Source organism: Tianweitania aestuarii (genome assembly GCF_018457165.1).
Lineage (GTDB): Bacteria > Pseudomonadota > Alphaproteobacteria > Rhizobiales > Rhizobiaceae > Tianweitania > Tianweitania aestuarii.
In genome coordinates, this window is record NZ_JAFMNX010000003.1 from 11,331 (window position 1) to 28,808 (window position 17,478).

The window sequence follows — 17,478 nt, forward strand, 5'->3', positions numbered from 1 at the left end:
TTCGGAAAACGGCCGGCAAGGGCTGAACGCCCTGTCGGCTGCGTGGTGACCGTCGGACTTGGCTATGCTCAATCTGTTTCTTCTTCAGTCCCTCAACGGCATCCAGTTCGGCATCCTGCTGTTTCTGGTTGCCGCCGGACTGACGCTGATTTTCGGCGTCATGGATCTGATCAATCTCGCCCATGGCGTTCTTTACATGATCGGCGCCTATCTGACGGCCGCCTTTGCAGCCATGACCGGCAGCTTCGCCTACGGCATCCTGCTCGCCCTTCCGGCAACGCTTCTCATCGGCATTGCCTTGGAAGTGCTCGTGTTTCGACGGCTGTATGATCGAAGTCACCTCGATCAGGTTCTGGCGACCTTCGGTCTGATCCTGATCCTCAACGAGACGGTCAAGATCATCTGGGGATCCGCCCCGCTCAGCGTTCCCATGCCGGAAGCCTTTTCCGGTTCGATCCAGCTGATGGGCAACCTGCGTTATCCGACCTTCCGCATCCTCATCATCGCCGCCGGCCTCGCAACCGCGCTCGGCCTATACCTCATGGTCAACCACACACGTCTCGGCATGCTGCTGCGCGCCGGTGCGACCCATGGCGCGATGGTGTCTGCGCTCGGCGTCAACATCCGCCGGCTGTTCATGATCGTGTTCGGCCTCGGCGCCATGCTGGCAGGTTTTGCCGGCGGCATGGTCGCGCCCATCCTGTCGGTTGACCCAGGCATGGGCGACTCGATCCTCATCCTGACCTTCGTGGTGATCGTCATCGGCGGCGTTGGTTCGGTGCGCGGCGCCTTTGTTGCGGCCATCATCGTCGGTCTGGTTGATACGCTCGGCCGTTCCTTCGGACCGATGCTGCTGCGCAACCTGCTCGAACCGGCCGCCGCCGCCCAGATGGGCCGAACCGTTGCGCCGATGCTGGTTTATATCCTCATGGCCGCCGTGCTTTATCTCAAGCCCACCGGCTTGTTTTCCTCGGGAGGCGGCACACGATGAGCGAGGCTGTGACACCCGCAACCACGTCGATCATGGAGACCACCGCCGAGCGCCAGCCCCTGCTGTCGCGATTGGCGCCCTGGCTCGTCTTCGGCTTATTCGCCGCCGTGCCCCTGCTGGCTCATGCGATCAACGACAGCTTCATCCTGGTGATCGCGACGCGCATGCTGATCTTTGCGCTGGCCGCACTCTCGCTCAACCTTATCATGGGTTACGGCGCCCTCGTGTCGTTCGGCCATGCCGCTTATATCGGGATCGGCGCTTATGCCGTCGGCATCCTGTCGAGCTACGGCATCAACGATCTCCTGCTGCAGATCGCGGCAGCCCTCGTCGTTGCCGGCCTGTTCGCGCTCGTGACCGGCTATCTGTCGCTGCGCACCAGCGGCGTTTACTTCATCATGATCACGCTCGCCTTCGGCCAGATGGCGTTCTTCTTCATGGTCTCGCTCTCGGCTTTCGGCGGCGACGACGGCATGTCCTTGTCGGGACGCTCCACCCTTCTCGGCGCCGATCTCCTGGCCGATAACCTCGCACTCTTCTACGGCGTGCTGATCATACTGGCCGCAGCCTTCCTGCTGATGCGAACACTGGTCGCCTCCCGCTTCGGACGGGTTCTGCGCGGCACCCGCGACAACCCGACCCGCATGCGCGCCATCGGCTTTTCGCCCTTCGCCTTTCAGCTCACCGCCTATGTCATCGCCGGCATGATCGCCGCCGTCGCCGGCGTTCTTCTTGCCAACCAAGTGCAGTTCGTCTCACCGGCCTACATGACCTGGGCGCGCTCCGGCGAGCTGATCGTGATGGTCGTGCTGGGCGGCATGGGCACGCTGCTCGGCCCGATCATCGGCGCCACCGTCTTCATCCTGCTGGAAGACGTGCTTGCCCACTTCTCCGAACACTGGAAGCTCGGCCTCGGCCTGATCCTCGTTCTGGTGGTGCTCGGCAGCCGTGATGGCATGAGCGGTTTGGCCCGTCGTTTGCGGGGAGGATCCGATGCTTGAACCCCTGCTGGCGGTTAAAGGCCTGCGCAAGAACTTTGGCGCGCTTAAAGTCACCGATAACGTCGATCTAAATGTCCAAAAGGGCGAAATTCACGCACTCATTGGGCCAAATGGGGCGGGAAAGACCACGCTGATTCACCAGCTTTCCGGCAATCTGCGCAGCGATGCCGGCAGCGTTGTCTTCGCCGGACAGGACATTACCCGGCTTGGAATGGCCGAGCGCGTTCACCTGGGATTGGCCCGTTCGTTCCAGATCACCTCCATTCTCGACGGCTTCAGCGTGCTGGAAAACGTTGCCATGGCGGTCCAGGCAAGGTCCGGCTCCAGCTTCCGCTTCTTCCGCGATGCGAGCCGTGAAGACGAGATAAACATCCAAGCAAACAAGGCCTTAGCGCGTGTCCAGCTTGCCGACCGCGCTTACCGCCGGGCCGGATCGCTGTCTCATGGCGAGAAGCGCCAACTCGAGATCGCCATCGCGCTCGCCACCGGCGCCCGCCTCCTGCTGCTCGACGAACCGCTGGCCGGCACCGGTCACGAAGAATCCGCCGTCCTCGTCGAGCTCATGCGCTCCCTGCGCGGTTCCCACACCCTGGTCCTGATCGAACACGACATGGACGCCGTCTTCTCGCTCGCCGACCATGTCAGCGTGCTGGTCTACGGCAGCGTCATAGCATCCGGCGAGCCAAGCACCGTGCGTTCTCATCCGGATGTCCGCGCGGCCTATCTCGGCGAAGAGGAGATCGCCTGATGCTGAAGGTAGAAAACCTCCAAAACGCCTATGGCCAGTCGCGCATCCTGTTCGGCATCGATTTCGAGGTCCATGCCGGCGAAGTTGTGACCCTGCTTGGACGCAACGGCATGGGCAAGACCACGACGATCAACTCGATCTTCGGGCTTCTGCCGCCCAAGGGCGGCAAGGTGTTCGTGAATGATCGCGACATGACCGGCAAGCCGCCGCACCTCATCGCCCAGCAGGGCCTCGGTTTGGTCCCAGAAGGCCGTCAGATCTTCCCGACCCTCAGCGTGGAAGAAAATCTCATCGCCACCAGGCGCCACGACACAAGCACGCCCAAATGGACGCTGGACAGCATCTACGCCATGTTTCCGCGCTTGAAGGAGCGCCGGCGCAACATGGGCAATCAGTTGTCGGGCGGCGAGCAGCAGATGCTGGCTGTCGGCCGCGCCTTGATGACCAATCCCCGCCTGATCGTGCTCGATGAAGCCACCGAAGGCCTGTCGCCCCTCATGCGCGAAGAAATCTGGACCTGCCTTCGCTCCATCAAGGCCGAAGGCGAAGCCATTCTGGTGATCGACAAGAATGTCGACGTCCTCGCCCGCTTTGCTGACCGTCATGTCGTGATCGAGAAGGGCCGCGTCGTGTGGACCGGCAACAGCGCCGGTCTTACGGAAAACCCCGATATCAAGGACCGCTACCTGCACGTCTGAGCCCGGCAGGTCTGATGCAGAGTGCCGCCGCTAGTTCAGCGGAAACTGCGGAGATCGGCAAAGGCCGCATGGCAGGAACTGCACATGAGGCCGCGAATGGTGGATCGACGTCTCGATCCTCGCGTCCACCGCAAAGACGTCTTTCAACAGCGATTGCGTCAGCACATCCTCCGGCGTACCGGCCGCAACGATACGCCCGCTTTCCAGAACAACCAGGCGATCGCAGAACATGGCCGCATGGTTGAGATCATGCAGGGAAACGATGCAGGTGATCGACAGGCTGGACACCAGTTCGAGCAGGCTGAGCTGGTGATTGACGTCGAGATGGTTCGTCGGCTCGTCGAGGATCAGCTCCTTCGGTGTTTGCGCCAAAGCCCGGGCGATGTGAACACGCTGCCTTTCGCCGCCTGAAAGGCTCTGCCAGCGTTGATCGCTCCTGTCCGCCATGTCGCAGCGTTCCAAGGCTTCACCCACAGCCTCTTCATCGGCGGCGCTCCAGTTGGAGAAAGGAGAACGATGCGGAAAGCGACCGAGCTTCACCACGTCGATGACGCGCAGATCGACGTTGGTTGCGGCATGCTGTTCAACAAAGGCGATGCGCTGGGCGAGTGTGCGCCGCCCAACGGAGCGGATATTCTGCCCGTCGATGCTGACCTGCCCTTTGTGCGCCTGCCGAAGCCCCGCAAGAATGCGCAGCAGCGACGTCTTGCCAGAACCGTTGGGACCAAGCAGACCGAGCACCTTCCCCGGTTCGGCCATGAGCGAAACGCGATCCAGCACCGGCTTGCGTCCCACCGACCAGGAAATGTCTTTGGCAGCGATACTCATGAAGGACGTCCAAACCGGAAGAGGATGACCGAGAAGAAGGGAACGCCGACAAGAGCGGTAACGACGCCGATCGGCAGAACCTGCTGCGGGATCAGTATGCGCGAGGCAATGTCGGCCAGCACCATGAAGATCGCTCCCACAACCGCACAGGTCGGCAGCAATCGGCTGTGAAGCGAGCCCACCACGAAGCGGGCGGCATGTGGCACAACAAGCCCGACGAAGCCGATCGAGCCCACCATGCTGACGATCGTGGCCGTCATCACGGCAGTCAGCGAAAACAGCGTCAGCCGGGCGCGGCCGACATTCACGCCAAGCGCTGCGGCCGCTTCGTCGCCGAAGGCAAAGGCATCGAGCACCCGCGCATACAGAAGGCAGGCGACGAGGGCGAGGCCGACAACCATCGAAACCAGCGTGAACTCCGGCCAGCGCACGCCACCGAAGCTGCCCAGCAGCCAGAACATGACGTCACGCGCCTGCTGCGCATTGCCGGAGGTGGTGACGATATAAGACGTTGCCGCGTTGAAAAGCTGCGATGCCGCGACACCCGCCAGGATCGTACGATCCGCCCCGCCACGCGTGCCGCTCGACAAAAGCGCAACGAAGATGAAGGCAGCGAACGCTCCTGCAAAGGCGCCGGCTGAAAGGGAAACGGCACCTGCGCCGATGCCTAGAATGACGATCGCGACCGCACCCGTCGAGGCACCCGCCGAGATGCCGAGAACATAGGGTTCCGCCAGCGGGTTGCGCAAAAGAGCCTGCATGATTGCACCCGAAAGCGCGAGCCCGGCCCCGCAGAAGGCGGCCACAAGCGCGCGGCTGAGCCTGTAATCCCAGATCACGGCTTCATGGATCCGGTTGAGGCTGACCGAAGTCCAGCCTAACTGGTTCGTTACTGCAAACCAAGTCGTGGACAGCGGAATAGGCAGGTCGCCGATCCCCACACTGAGGCCGATCACAATCGCGATCGCCAGGAAGGACGCAAAAAGGAGCGCTACGAACAGCGCTCCTTGCCGTATCACGCTGATAGGCGCTGTCACTTGCGCAAGCCGAGAGCCTTCAACTGCTCGGCAACCTGTTCGGCACCATAAATGGTGCGAACGGTCGGGTTCATCGCCTGCCCGTCCATCACAACCATGGCCTTGTTCTTGACCGCCTTCATCTGGCTCGTCGCGGAATCGGTGGTCAGGAACTTGATCTTGGCTTCCGGCTTGTCGAGCTCCCAGCGGTTGCGATCGACCTTGGCGACAACCAGCACGTCGGGATCGAGTGCGATGATGCTTTCCCAACCCATTGCGGGGCTTTCCGCATCGGTTTGAACGGCATTGGCGCCGCCGAGAACATCGGCGATGAAAGCCGACGCGCTGTTGCGGCCAGACAGATACGCATCGGCCGACGGCGAAGGGCTCGAGAACCAGAACACGTAGGAAAGCTTCTGCGCGCCCTTTGAAGATTCTGCCCGTAGTGCCGCCTCGCGCGCCTTAAGGTCGGCGATCAGCGCTTCACCACGATCCTGAACGTCGAAGATCCGCGCAAGCTCGTCGATCTCCTGAAACAGGATATCCATGCTCCAGAGCTTGTCGCGTGCGCCATACGCGTCCGTGCCTTCCTTTCGTTCCAGGCAGGTTCCTGGCGAAAGGTAGGACGGAACACCGACATTCTCGAAATCACCGCGCTTGGCAACCTTGCTGTCTGGCCCAAGCAGCGTCGGCAGGGCGGCCGCGACGAAATCCGGATTCTGCGCAAGAACGGACTCGAAGGTCGGGAACTCCACGGTCAGAAGCGGAACCTTGGCATTGGCTTCGGCGAGCTGCGGCAGAACCTTGTTCGGCCAAAAGGCCGTGCCGACCATCTTGTCTTCAAGGCCGAGCAGCAGAAGGATCTCGGCACTGTTTTGCCCCATCGCGACGACCCGCTCAGGCGCCCTTTCGACGGTGACCTTGCTGCCGCAATTGTCGATCGTGAGGGGATATTCGGTTGGTGTCGCCAGCACCGCCTGGGTGGAGCCGCACAAAACAGCGAACAGCCCGAAAACGGAAGCGAGAATATGTGGCGCAGCCATGAGGGGGCCTTCGTGCTGGAGAAATCGCGCTGTCCCTAGAACATGGTCTGCATTTAAACAAGACCTTCCTGCTCCAGTTCTGTGCCCCCAGCCTGCACCCTTGGTATCAAAACTTGGTCAAGCGGGCAGTCAAGCTGGGTTCGTTACCGCGTGACGGCCAACGTCACATCAATCGGACGCGGCGTGCCACAGCGTGTTCTTCAGATCCACGAGCGGCGGGTTGGGCAGAACCGGCGGGGGCTGGCGACCCGTTTCTCCCGGTCCGGCAAGAACGGAAAAGCGGATCTCGCCATCCGTGTAATAGCGGTCCCCTTCGCCGTTGCGACCGTTTACGGTGAGGCCGACGCCGGTGACCTCATAGACCTCGATCACATGTCCGGTTGCGGCGAGGTCCGCGCTGAGCTCATCGCGCATGGCATCAACGTCCGGCGAAATAGCATGGGTCACGGCGCCTGTGTAATGGCTGAGACCCACCCCGATATCGAACGAGGCTGAGCCCAGCCAGACAGGTCGACCTTCCGCCCCCTTCGACAGGACGTTCCAGAAGCGGACATGCTGGCGGCGATCGGCGCTCCGACCGACCGCCTTCTCGAAAGCGAGATCCTGCTTCCGTCCCTGGTAAAACAGTGGACTGATGGGCGCATCGCGATAGGCCTTGTCGAGAACCACGCTGCCGACGATCTCGATGCTGGTCCGCAGCGTCACAGGATCGGCGGGGAACCAACCCGCCGTAGTCATAGCGGTCACGAGGTCTTCCCGAGACCCGACAATCCCTATGTTCAACGGATCGCCCGCAAGCCCATCTGCGGTGCGCGTCACCATCTCGAGGCCGTTCAGTGCTTTCTGGTGTTCGTAATGGCTGAGCGCGAACGGCAGAACGAGATAGGCCAAAGCGGCCCAAAGAATGACTGTTGCGCCGACGATCAGCACCAGACGCCGCACCAGCGGCCGTTTACGTCGGATAGACATCAGCTGGGGATCCGATGACGCATCGTTGTTTCTCAAAGAAGGCAGCGACGTTCCGGTCAAGGACTTCGCCCTAAAGTCCAAGATCCGATAGCTCGCGTTCAACCCGCCCACAAGCTTCTCACCCGGTGGTCCTTCGGGCAAACATCGTTATTCAGTTGGACATGTTGGAGAGCGTGCGCCTGCACCACAGTTCACCGTCGAAATTTGCTGAACCCGACGGCTACGGCTTCAGCGCGAACGAGCGGCACCCTTGAGATCGCTCATGGCGATCAGCGCACCGCGATGGCCGATGACTTTGAGCGCTATCGCGTGGCCGGCTTCAGCCGCCTCCAGCGGCGTCGAGCCGGTCAGACGGGCTGCGAGGTAGCCGCCATTGAAGCTGTCGCCGGCTCCTGTGCTGTCGACCGGAGACACCTTTTCAGCATGTCTCGTATCAAGCCGGTCATCCTGAAGGATCACCATCGAACCGCCGCCATTCTTGACCACGACTTCCGCCGCGCCGGCTTGCTGCCAACGCCGGGCGCAGGCTTCGGGACTGGTGTCGCCAAACCACTCGGCCTCGTCATCAAAGCTCGGAAGCACAAGAGCGGCGCCCGCTGCAGCGCGGGTCAGCCAGTCACGCATGGAATCGGCGCTTTCCCAAAGTTTGGGGCGCAGATTGGGATCGAAGATCGTCGTCTTGCCTGCGGTCCTGGCCGCGCTCAGACGCGAGATCAGCGCATCGCGGCCCTTCTCTGGAAGGATGGCAAGGGTGATACCGGACAGGTAGATCGCATTGGAGGCGGCAAAGGCTTCATCCAGAAGCGCGGGATCTTCGGCCAGCAACCGTGCTGCCGATTGTCCGCGCCAGTAAGCAAAGCTCCGTTCGCCGTTTTCCAACTGGATCGCGTAGAGACCAACAGAGCGCGATGCTTCCGTGGTGATGAAGCGATGGCCGATGCTGTTCGTTGCCAGGAAGTCCAGCAGACGCGGCGAAAACGGATCCTGCCCGAGCCGCGTCATGTATTGGACGTCCCAATCGTCGGGCAGACAGGCACGCGCATACCAGGCCGTGTTCAGCGTATCCCCGGCAAAGCCGAGGCGCCAAATATCCTCGCCCGCATCGGGGGCACTGGACAGCTCCACCATGGCCTCGCCGATGGACAGAAACAGGCTCATACCCCGGCTTCCTCCTTCAGCGTGGCTACGACACCGTGATCGAGCATATGCTGCAGCAGGTCGGCAAGCTGATCCTGCCATGCGGGTTGCGCCGACAGGCTTTCCGGCAAAAAGCCCGGCAAAGCCGACAGAGCGTCGCGAATGGCTATCCCCTGCTCTTGCGGCACGCGCGCCAGGGCGTCGCGAATTTCTTCTTCGCGCGGGTCCCGCAAGGCGTGTTCGCGGTTATCATCCGTGCGACCGAGCGTGAAGCGCATCCACACGGCAGCGGCGAGCGCAAATGGCCGGACCGACTGTCCCCGCTCCAAGGCTTCCAAGGCAGGCTGGAAGATGCGCTGCGGCAGCTTCTGTGTGCCGTCCATGGCGATCTGCCATGTCTCGTGGGCGATGGCAGGATTTCTGAAGCGCTCTTTCAGCGCATCGGCATAGGCCGCGAGATCGATGCCCGGCAAAGCGGGAAGAACAGCGGCAGCAGCCTCCAGGTGGCGCGACACCAAGGTCGAAAGCACCGGATCGGCCATGACGTCGCGCACATATGTTTGGCCGGTCAGAAAGCCGGCGTAAGCCAGCATCGAGTGGGTGCCGTTGAGCATGGTCAACTTCATGCGTTCATAAGGCGCCACATCCTCAACGAAGAGGGCACCCCCCGATTCCCAACGGGGACGACCCTGCGGGAAGTGGTCTTCGATCACCCATTGCAGAAAAGGCTCGGTTTCGATCGCTGCCCGATCCTCGCAACCGGTCAGACGTTCGGCTTCCGCCAGTGTCTCGGGCGTGGCGGCGGGGGTGATCCTGTCCACCATGGAGGAAGGGAACGCTACATTGTCCGCGATCCACTCGGCCAAGGCGGGCTCCGTCAATCGGGCAAAGCCCACCACGCCGTCGCGCAGGAGCGCGCCGTTTCCAGGCAGGTTGTCACAAGACAGAACCGTGAAAGGCGCGATGCCGACATCACGCCGTTTGCGCAGGGCGGCCGTCAAAAGGCCGAGCACGCCAGCGGGCGCTCGCAGCGCTTGGAGATCCGCCATGACCGACGGATGATCCATGTCTGGCGCACGCTTCAGCCGATCGATGCCATACCCCTTTTCGGTCACCGTAAGGGTAACGACGCGCACCTGAGGATCGATCAAGGCGTCGAGTGTGGCCTGTGGATCGGCAGCGATCACGTCACGGATGGCGGCGATGATGCGGGCCGAACTTGCCCCATCCGCACGCTCGATCAGCGTATAAAGTCCGTTCTGCGGATTGAGCGCCTCGGCAACATCCGTCGAGCGCAGGCTGACGCCGGTGATGCGCCAGTCTCCACCCTCGGCGGAAAGGGCGGCGTCCGTCATCGCGGCCTGATGCGCCCGATGAAACGCGCCGATCCCCAGATGCACGATCCCGCGTCCGTGCTTGGAAGGTACGTAGGCGGGCAGCACCGCCCCGCCTTTAACCGCTGCGAGCGATGTGAGCCGTGTCATTGCAGCCCCTCGGTCGGATGATCCAGCGCGGTCATGATTCCGCGCAGTTCGGCCAACCCTTTCAGGCGTCCAATCGACGGATAGCCCGGCTGCGCCTGACGTTTCAGGTCGTCGAGAATGTCTTGTCCATGATCGGGGCGGAAGGGGATGGAAACATCGCTCCGTCCAGCCGTCCGCCGCCGACGCTCTTCGCGCAGAACGGCTGCGATTAGGGCAACCATGTCGGTTCCACCGCCCAGATGCTCGGCCTCGTGGAAACTGCCTTTCACGTCACCGCTTTCGCGCAGCACGTTTCGCAGATGGAGGAAGTGAACCCGGTCACCCAGCCGCTCCATCATGCCGGGAAGATCGTTATCCGGCCGGGCCCCGAGCGAACCGGAACACAGGGTAATGCCGTTCGCAGCAACGTTCACGGCGTCCATGATCTGGCGATAATCATCTTCCGTCGACATCACGCGCGGCAGCCCGAGCAAGGCAAAGGGCGGATCATCCGGATGGCAGCAAAGCCGAACACCGAGCTCCTCGGCGAGCGGCGCCACCTCAGCCAGAAAGTCCACCAGATGCGCCCGCAGCTGATCGGCAGAGGTCCCGGCATATTTCGCGAGATGGGCGCGAACATCGTCCAGGCTGAAGTTTTCCGCGGCTCCGGGAAGGCCGAAGACGACGTTCTTCGCGAGCTGCCCTTTGCGGTCCTCGCTCATTCCCGAAAAGCGACGCTGCGCCTCTTCCACGACCTGAGGCGTGAAGTCCTCGGCTGCGCCGGGGCGCGCCAGGATATGGATGTCGAAAGCAGCGAAATCGATCAGGTCAAAGCGCATGCAGGTGCCACCGGTCGGAAGGCGCCAAGCGAGATCGGTTCGGGTCCAGTCGAGAACCGGCATGTAATTGTAGCAGATGACCTCGATACCGGCGGCATGCAGATGCCGCATCGAGGTTTTCCAGTTCTCGATATGCTGGCGCCAATCGCCCGTCTGGCGCTTGATGTCTTCCGAAACCGGCAGGCTTTCGACTACGTCCCAAGAGAGGCTCGACGCGCCTCCATCCTGCATGGTGGCAATCTCGCTTTGTCGCTGCGCGATTTCCGCAGGCGACCAGACCATCCCTGTCGGCACGTGGTGAAGCGCGGATACGACGCCCTGCACTCCGGCCTGACACATGTCATCGATCGAGCACAGATCCTTCGGCCCGAACCAACGCCAAGTCTGTCGCATGCAACCCTCCCCTCCTGATTACACCATCGTCTAACAGGCCCTATCTGAGTTGACTAGTATGGAAGTTCGGGGCTAAGCCTGCAGCGGGAGGAACTGGTTTGAACAATCTTGCGGCTGTCCGTTTTCTGGAGCAGAGCGCGGCCGTTGGGCCGCAGCTCCACCGCCTGCTGCGCGATCAGATCATCCATGGTGACATCGTCCCCGGTGCCCGCATATCCGAAACGGAGATCGCAACCGCCTACGCCGTGTCGCGACAGCCGGTGCGTGAAACCTTCATCAAGCTCGCTGAAGAAGGCTTGGTGGAGGTTCGTCCGCAGCGCGGCACGTTTATTACCCTGATCTCCGTTCCCGCCGTTTTGACCGCGCGCTTTATCCGCGAAGCCATCGAAGCCGACATCGTGCGCCGGGCAGCAGAAGTTGCCGATGCAGCTGCGCTGAAGGCGCTCGACATGTGTCTGGCTGAGCAGCGCGGGCTCGATCCCGCAGCGCCCGGCGAAGAGTTCATGCGGGTGGACGAGGAATTCCATCGCCTCTTGGCGGAGCTTGCAGGGCATGCCCCGGTGGCCGACCACCTCGAAGACCTGAAGATCCACATCAATCGCGTCCGCCATATCAGCGCGCGACAGTTTTCCCGGCAGCGCCTCATCGGCCAGCACGCCGAAGTGGTGGAAGCGATCCGGAGGCGCGATCCGGATCGCGCCGTAGAAGCCATGCGCATTCATCTGCAGGAAATCGTGATCGATCTGCCGGGCATCGTTGAAGCGCAGCCGGATTTCTTCACGCGAAGCGGAGCGCCTGGATGAACCAGGTTCTGCGCCAACGCTCCGTCATCCACCGCGATGCGAACACCTGGGCCACCTGGTTCTGGGCCGAATTGCTGCCGGACTGGCTGCGCCGCGTGCAGGATGAGCGAGGCGGCGTCTTTGATGCAATCGACCATCTGGGCGAGACGAACGAGCACGCCGAGAAGACGGTTCTGGCGCAGGCCCGCAGCCTGTTCGCCTTTTCTCATCTGGCTGAACTGTCAGGCGATCCGCGTCTGCTTGAAGCCGCAAGGAGACAAGCAGCGTTTCTGGTGCGCTTCCGGAAAGATGAGGGTCTTTACCGACGGGCACTCAGCGCAAGCGGCGAAGCAACCGATGAAGCCGCAGACCTCATCGCGCGCAGCTATGACCAGACTTTCGTGATCCTCGGCCTGGCGACTCTGAACGGACTGTCGCCGTCACCCGCTACGGAAGCCGAGATCGAAGCGTGCTGGCAAGCCCTCCAGACCCGCCTTACCGACCCAGAAACGGGCCTTCTGCTGGAAAGCGATGCGGTTTCCGATCCAGCAGCGGCTGACGCCCCGAACCGGGCGCAGAACCCGCACATGCATCTCTACGAAGCCTGCCTTCAGGCTTTCGAAGTCTCGGGCAAGCCCGTCTGGCTTTCTCGAGCGGCCTCGGTGCGAAGCTTGGCCCTGCAATATTTCGGGGATGCGGAGACGGGCAGCATCGCTGAATGGCGCGCGCCACACTTAGGTCCGGCAACCGATACGAGCGGGCTGCGCCGCGAGCCCGGTCACCAATATGAATGGGCCTGGCTTTTGCAGCGTGAGGCCGAGCTCGGCGGCGGTGATCCTTCTGTCCATACCCAGGCCGAACAGCTGGCGCGCTTTGCAGAAAGCAAAGGCCTTGCCATGGCTGGTCCAATGGCTGGAGCCGCTTTCGAAGCGGTTTCCGCTCGAGGCGACGTGCTGGAGGACACTTTTCTTCTTTGGCCCCAAACCGAAGCGATCAAGTGGTACGCGACACGCTTTCTTGCCGGCGATCAGCGCGCCGGTGAGCACGCCCAGTCGTTGTTGTGCCTGACCTTCGAGCGCTGGTTTGCCGGACATCGCTTCTGGGCAAACCAGCTCGACGCCGATGGGCAGCCGATCTGGCCCGAAACACTGACACGCCTTTTCTACCATCTTGCGCTCGCCCTGACGGAGGGGGCGAGGGCTGGACTATGGCCGGGAATAGCCCGGCATTGATCAACTCTGGGAGGAGACTAGACCATGCTTAACATCAAGACGATCAGCCTTGCGGCTGCCCTGCTGGCATCGACCACGGTCGGCTCGATGGCTCAGATGCAGTTTGCGCTTTCCACGTCGCAGAACTCCACGGATCCCCTCGCGGTTGCCATGGAAGCGGCGGCAACCCGCATCGAAGAACGCAGCAACGGCGAGATTGACGTAACGGTTTATCCGTCTTCGCAGCTCGGATCCGACAACGATGTTCTCGAGCAGATCCGCAATGGTGCTGCCGTCGCAGTTCTGGTTGATGCCGGCCGCCTTGCGCCGTTCAAGAAGGAACTTGGCATCCTGTCGGCGCCATACCTGGTGGACGACTGGACACAATATGCCGCGATCACCGCGTCCGAGCCCTACAAGAAGTGGGTGGAAGAACTTGCCTCGTCCACCGGCCTGCGCCTTTTGAACTACAACTGGTTCCAGGGCACGCGCCAGATGTTCACCAAGAACCCGGTCACCAAGCCCGAGGATCTGAAGGGTGTGCGTGTTCGCACGATCGACGCTCCCGGTTGGCTGGCCACGATCAACGCTATGGGCGCAACCGCCGTGCCAATGGCCTGGTCGGAGGTTTATTCCGCACTTCAGCTCGGCGCGATCGATGGCGCGGAAGCCCAGCTGACCGGTGCTTATGGCATTAAGCTGCACGAGGTCACGGGCAATCTCGCTTTCACCAACCATGTTCAGCTCGTAACCGGCCTCACCACGTCCGAGACCTGGTTCAAAAGCCTCAGCCCGGAACAACAGGCAATCATCTCCGAGGAACTGCAAAAGGCAGGCGATGAGGCTTCGGCCGCAACCGTTGCCAAGGGAGAGCAGATCCTCACCGACATGAAGGCTGCCGGGATCAAGGTCAACGAAGTAAACCCGGACGACTTCCGCGCCCTGACGACGGGCGTCTATGAGCAGCTTGGCCTAGATGAAGCGCGCGCCGAGCTGCAGCCCTTCATCGACGCAGCCAAGCCCTGACGACTACGAAGGACGCGGCGGTTGCGCCGCGTCCTTCCGCACAACGGTTTCACGGGAGGAAGATGTGGGTAAGGCGTTCGATCGTTTGGAAGAGATCATTGCGATCCTTCTTCTGGGCGGCACGGTATCTGCGGTGATCATCAGCGCCGTCGGCCGATCTGTCGGGCATCCGGTGCCCGCGGGCAACGAGCTCGCTCAGTTGCTCTTGATCTGGACCTGCATGCTGGGCGCAGATCTGGTGGTGCGCCGCGGCGAGCACATCCGCATTTCAAGCCTCCCCGACGCCCTGCCCCGCATCGGCCGAATGATGCTGCATCTTGTTTGCGTCGTGTGCATCCTGTCCTTTCTTGCTTATTGCGGTTGGCTCGGCTGGCATCTCGCAATGTCGAACTGGGCGCGCGAAATGGGTGCGTCGGGTCTTTCCTATGGCTGGGTCACGCTCGCCTTCCCCACGGGCTGCGTCTTGATGATCATTTCGATCATTCGCCGGATCGCCACACTCGGCCTGCTGTTTTCCATCGAACCCGAAGCCCGCCAAGGGGAACAGCTCCTGTGATCTCGTTCGCCATTCTCTGCCTTGCACTCGGCTTCATCGTGATCGGCATGCCTGTCGCCTTTGCGATCGGCGTGGCCAGCCTCGTTTATTTCCTGCTGCCCACCACCTTCATGCCGGATGCAACGGCCGTGCAGCGCATCATCGCCTCGAGCCAGTCCTTTCCGCTCCTGGCTGTTCCGCTCTTCATCCTGGTCGGCCATCTCATGAACGGGTCCGGCATCACCGAACGCATGATGACGCTCGCCTCGACATGCGCCGGCTGGCTGCGCGGTGGCCTTGCACAGGTGAGCTTGCTTCTGTCGGCGCTCATGGGCGGGATTTCCGGTTCTGCGGTGGCCGATGCCGCAATGCAGGCGCGCATTCTTGGCGGACCTATGACCCGTGAGGGCTATTCAAAGGGCTTCACCGCAGCGCTTTTGTCGGTGGGCGGGTTGATCACGGCCACGATCCCACCCAGCCTCGGCCTGATCCTATATGGCTTTCTTGGAGAAGTCTCGATCGGGCGGCTGTTCATCGCCGGCATCATGCCCGGCATCTTCTTGACCATCGCGCTGATGCTCGCCACCGCCCTGATCGCAAAGCGCCGTGGCTACCAGCCGGTGGTTGATCGTCCGCCCACCTTCCGCGAAGTGGTGGCAGCGATCCGCAAGAGCTTCTGGGCCATCCTCTTTCCCGTGTGGCTCATCGTGGGCATTCGGTTCGGCATCTTCACGCCATCGGAAGCCGGTGCTTTTGCCGTCGCCTATGCTCTCTTCGTCGGCGTCCTGATCTACCGCGAACTATCGTTTGCCGCGATCGTCGACGCGCTCCTGATGTCTGTACGCGATATCGGGATGATCATGTTCATCATCCTGCTTTCGGGCGCTTTCGGCTATGTGATCACCTTCGAGCGCGTGCCGCAAACGCTTGCGGAACTCACCACCGGACTGTTTTCCTCCCAGATCGCGCTGCTTTTCACCATCTCGATCTTCCTGCTGGTGTTCGGCATGCTGGTGGAAGCAACTGTGATCGTGATGCTGCTGACGCCGATCCTCGTTCCCGTGATCACAGCCGCAGGCGTGGACCCCGTGCATTTCGGCCTCGTGATGATGACGCTGGTAACCTTCGGCGGCATGACGCCACCGGTAGGTGTCTCCATGTTCACCGTGTGCGGGATCCTGAACTGCTCCTACAAGGAATACACGCGCGAGTTGATCCCCCTTGCGGCCGCCGTGCTGGCCGTCGTCGTGATCATGATCATCTTTCCGGAGACCGTGATGTTTCTTCCAGACTTGATGATGGGGCACTGAAATGCCGCTGCATCCAGATCGGCTGCTTCCTGCAGATCCCGCTACACGCGCCATCGCCCGCGAGCTCTATCGCGCGGTGGCGGACCTGCCCATCGTTTCGCCACACGGCCATACCGATCCCAGGTGGTGGGGCGAAAATCCGGCTTTCGCCAACCCAGCCGAGTTGTTCGTGATCCCGGATCACTACGTGCTGCGCATGCTCGTCAGCCAGGGCATAGCCTACGAAGCGCTCGGTATCGGTGAAGGCGCGCAAGCAGATCCGCGCACCATCTGGCGCACCTTTGCCGCCAACTACCATCTGTTCCAGGGCACGCCCTCGCGGCTCTGGATCGATCATTCGCTGGAAGCCGTGTTCGGGCTTGAACAGCGGCTGTCACCAAGCAACGCTGATGCCTACTACGATGCGATCGCTGAAAAGCTTGCCCAGCCGGAGTATCGGCCAAGGGCATTGTATGATCGCTTCCGCATCGAGGTCATCGCCACCACGGACTCTGCGCTTGATGATCTGCGCTATCACCAGATGGCGAAAGACAGCGGCTGGACCGGTCGTGTTCTGCCGACCTATCGACCCGACGCGGTGATCGATCCTGAAACGGACGGGTTTGAAGACAACCTCGACCGGTTGGGCGAGATCACCGGCTGCGACACGGGCACCTGGCAGGGCTATCTGGACGCGCATCGCAGCCGTCGTGCGTTCTTCAAGTCGATGGGCGCGACCGCGACCGATCACGGCCATCCAACGCCGCAAACAGCCAATCTCGGTGCCGAAGACGCGTCCCGGCTCTTCGATCGGGTCCGGCGCGGCAAGGCATCTGCGGAAGATGCGGAACGCTTCCGCGCACAGATGCTGACCGAGATGGCGCGCATGTCGGTCGAGGACGGGCTGGTGATGCAGCTTCATCCAGGCTCCTTCCGCAGCCACAGCCCCCACGTCCTCAAGCACTATGGCCGCGATCGCGGTTTCGACATTCCGGTTCCCGTCAGCTTCACCGTGGCCCTCAAGCCTTTGCTCGACGTGGTCGGCATGGATCCCCGTATGCGGCTGATCCTGTTCACCCTCGACGAAGCCACCTATGCGCGGGAACTCGCGCCCCTGGCTGGCGCCTATCCGGCGCTGCGGCTTGGCCCGCCCTGGTGGTTCCAAGACAGCTTCGAGGGCATCCGCCGCTTCCGTGAACGGGCGACTGAGACAGCCGGCTTCATGAACACGGTTGGCTTCAACGACGACACGCGCGCGCTTTGCTCGATCCCCGCACGCCACGACGTCAGCCGCCGGACCGACGCCGCCTTCCTGGCAGACCTCGTCACCTCGCATCGCCTCGATGAAGCGGAAGCCCATGAGCTGGCACCCCGCCTGGCGGGAGATCTGGCACGAGATGGATACCGTCTCAACGCCCCAGCGTAATACCAATGGCTTGAACTCGCCGCTCTTGCGCTTGAAGGGAGCGCGCCTGCCAACTTGCGCTTTGCTCGCCTAGACCTTATTAT

At 62.0% G+C, this 17,478-nt stretch carries 17 protein-coding genes; 10 read left to right on the plus strand and 7 right to left on the minus strand.

The window, feature by feature from the left end:
• Positions 1 to 64 precede the first annotated feature (64 nt).
• From JYU29_RS11945 to JYU29_RS11960, 4 genes are read left to right on the plus strand one after another with little or no spacing between them, the layout of a single operon-like run.
• On the plus strand, positions 65 to 991 hold the full coding sequence (locus JYU29_RS11945) for a branched-chain amino acid ABC transporter permease (RefSeq protein WP_213985549.1): 927 nt from the start codon (positions 65 to 67) through the stop codon (positions 989 to 991).
• Positions 988 to 1,992 carry a branched-chain amino acid ABC transporter permease gene (locus JYU29_RS11950; RefSeq protein WP_213985070.1) on the plus strand — a complete coding sequence of 335 codons (1,005 nt, stop codon included), beginning with the start codon at positions 988 to 990 and terminating at the stop codon, positions 1,990 to 1,992. Before JYU29_RS11945 ends, JYU29_RS11950 begins: the two co-directional genes overlap by 4 nt.
• Entirely contained in the window at positions 1,985 to 2,740 is a 756-nt protein-coding gene (locus JYU29_RS11955; RefSeq protein WP_213985071.1) for an ABC transporter ATP-binding protein, read from the plus strand. The genes JYU29_RS11950 and JYU29_RS11955 overlap by 8 nt, the downstream gene beginning before the upstream one ends.
• Complete coding sequence (locus JYU29_RS11960) at positions 2,740 to 3,438, plus strand: ABC transporter ATP-binding protein (protein WP_213985072.1); 699 nt, start codon at positions 2,740 to 2,742, stop codon at positions 3,436 to 3,438. Before JYU29_RS11955 ends, JYU29_RS11960 begins: the two co-directional genes overlap by 1 nt.
• A gap of 30 nt (positions 3,439 to 3,468) precedes the next feature.
• Here JYU29_RS11960 and JYU29_RS11965 read toward each other — a convergent pair whose 3' ends face one another.
• The 7 genes from JYU29_RS11965 to uxuA all read right to left on the minus strand — a co-directional run bounded on the left by JYU29_RS11965 (position 3,469) and on the right by uxuA (position 11,126).
• Positions 3,469 to 4,266: an ABC transporter ATP-binding protein gene (locus JYU29_RS11965; protein ID WP_213985073.1), complete on the minus strand. Its 798-nt coding sequence runs from the start codon at positions 4,264 to 4,266 to the stop codon at positions 3,469 to 3,471.
• Positions 4,263 to 5,282: a FecCD family ABC transporter permease gene (locus tag JYU29_RS11970; protein WP_488657289.1), complete on the minus strand. Its 1,020-nt coding sequence runs from the start codon at positions 5,280 to 5,282 to the stop codon at positions 4,263 to 4,265. The genes JYU29_RS11965 and JYU29_RS11970 overlap by 4 nt, the downstream gene beginning before the upstream one ends.
• A 17-nt stretch (positions 5,283 to 5,299) precedes the next feature.
• A complete protein-coding gene (locus tag JYU29_RS11975) occupies positions 5,300 to 6,325 on the minus strand; it encodes an ABC transporter substrate-binding protein (RefSeq protein ID WP_213985075.1) in 1,026 nt (341 codons plus the stop codon).
• A 168-nt stretch (positions 6,326 to 6,493) separates the two neighbouring features.
• On the minus strand, positions 6,494 to 7,294 hold the full coding sequence (locus tag JYU29_RS11980) for an LssY C-terminal domain-containing protein (protein ID WP_213985076.1): 801 nt from the start codon (positions 7,292 to 7,294) through the stop codon (positions 6,494 to 6,496).
• A gap of 228 nt (positions 7,295 to 7,522) precedes the next feature.
• Entirely contained in the window at positions 7,523 to 8,452 is a 930-nt protein-coding gene (locus JYU29_RS11985; RefSeq protein WP_213985077.1) for a sugar kinase, read from the minus strand.
• On the minus strand, positions 8,449 to 9,915 hold the full coding sequence (locus JYU29_RS11990) for a mannitol dehydrogenase family protein (protein ID WP_213985078.1): 1,467 nt from the start codon (positions 9,913 to 9,915) through the stop codon (positions 8,449 to 8,451). The genes JYU29_RS11985 and JYU29_RS11990 overlap by 4 nt, the downstream gene beginning before the upstream one ends.
• On the minus strand, positions 9,912 to 11,126 hold the full coding sequence (gene uxuA / locus JYU29_RS11995; protein WP_213985079.1) for a mannonate dehydratase: 1,215 nt from the start codon (positions 11,124 to 11,126) through the stop codon (positions 9,912 to 9,914). Before uxuA ends, JYU29_RS11990 begins: the two co-directional genes overlap by 4 nt.
• Before the next feature lie 98 nt (positions 11,127 to 11,224).
• On the opposite strand from uxuA, the gene JYU29_RS12000 reads away from it, so the two are divergent.
• The 6 genes from JYU29_RS12000 (at position 11,225) to uxaC (ending at position 17,395) form a co-directional block, all read left to right on the plus strand.
• The gene (locus tag JYU29_RS12000; protein ID WP_250157415.1) at positions 11,225 to 11,929 is read left to right on the plus strand and encodes a GntR family transcriptional regulator; all 705 of its coding nucleotides are present in this window, start codon (positions 11,225 to 11,227) and stop codon (positions 11,927 to 11,929) included.
• The gene (locus tag JYU29_RS12005; protein WP_213985080.1) at positions 11,926 to 13,140 is read left to right on the plus strand and encodes an AGE family epimerase/isomerase; all 1,215 of its coding nucleotides are present in this window, start codon (positions 11,926 to 11,928) and stop codon (positions 13,138 to 13,140) included. Before JYU29_RS12000 ends, JYU29_RS12005 begins: the two co-directional genes overlap by 4 nt.
• A 24-nt stretch (positions 13,141 to 13,164) precedes the next feature.
• Entirely contained in the window at positions 13,165 to 14,145 is a 981-nt protein-coding gene (locus JYU29_RS12010) for a C4-dicarboxylate TRAP transporter substrate-binding protein (RefSeq protein ID WP_213985081.1), read from the plus strand.
• A gap of 64 nt (positions 14,146 to 14,209) precedes the next feature.
• Positions 14,210 to 14,701, plus strand: coding sequence for a TRAP transporter small permease (locus JYU29_RS12015; RefSeq protein WP_213985082.1), 492 nt, complete (start codon positions 14,210 to 14,212; stop codon positions 14,699 to 14,701).
• Positions 14,698 to 15,990 carry a TRAP transporter large permease gene (locus JYU29_RS12020; protein ID WP_347879888.1) on the plus strand — a complete coding sequence of 431 codons (1,293 nt, stop codon included), beginning with the start codon at positions 14,698 to 14,700 and terminating at the stop codon, positions 15,988 to 15,990. The genes JYU29_RS12015 and JYU29_RS12020 overlap by 4 nt, the downstream gene beginning before the upstream one ends.
• Before the next feature lies 1 nt (position 15,991).
• Positions 15,992 to 17,395, plus strand: coding sequence for a glucuronate isomerase (gene uxaC / locus JYU29_RS12025; protein WP_213985083.1), 1,404 nt, complete (start codon positions 15,992 to 15,994; stop codon positions 17,393 to 17,395).
• The last annotated feature ends 83 nt before the right edge of the window (positions 17,396 to 17,478 follow it).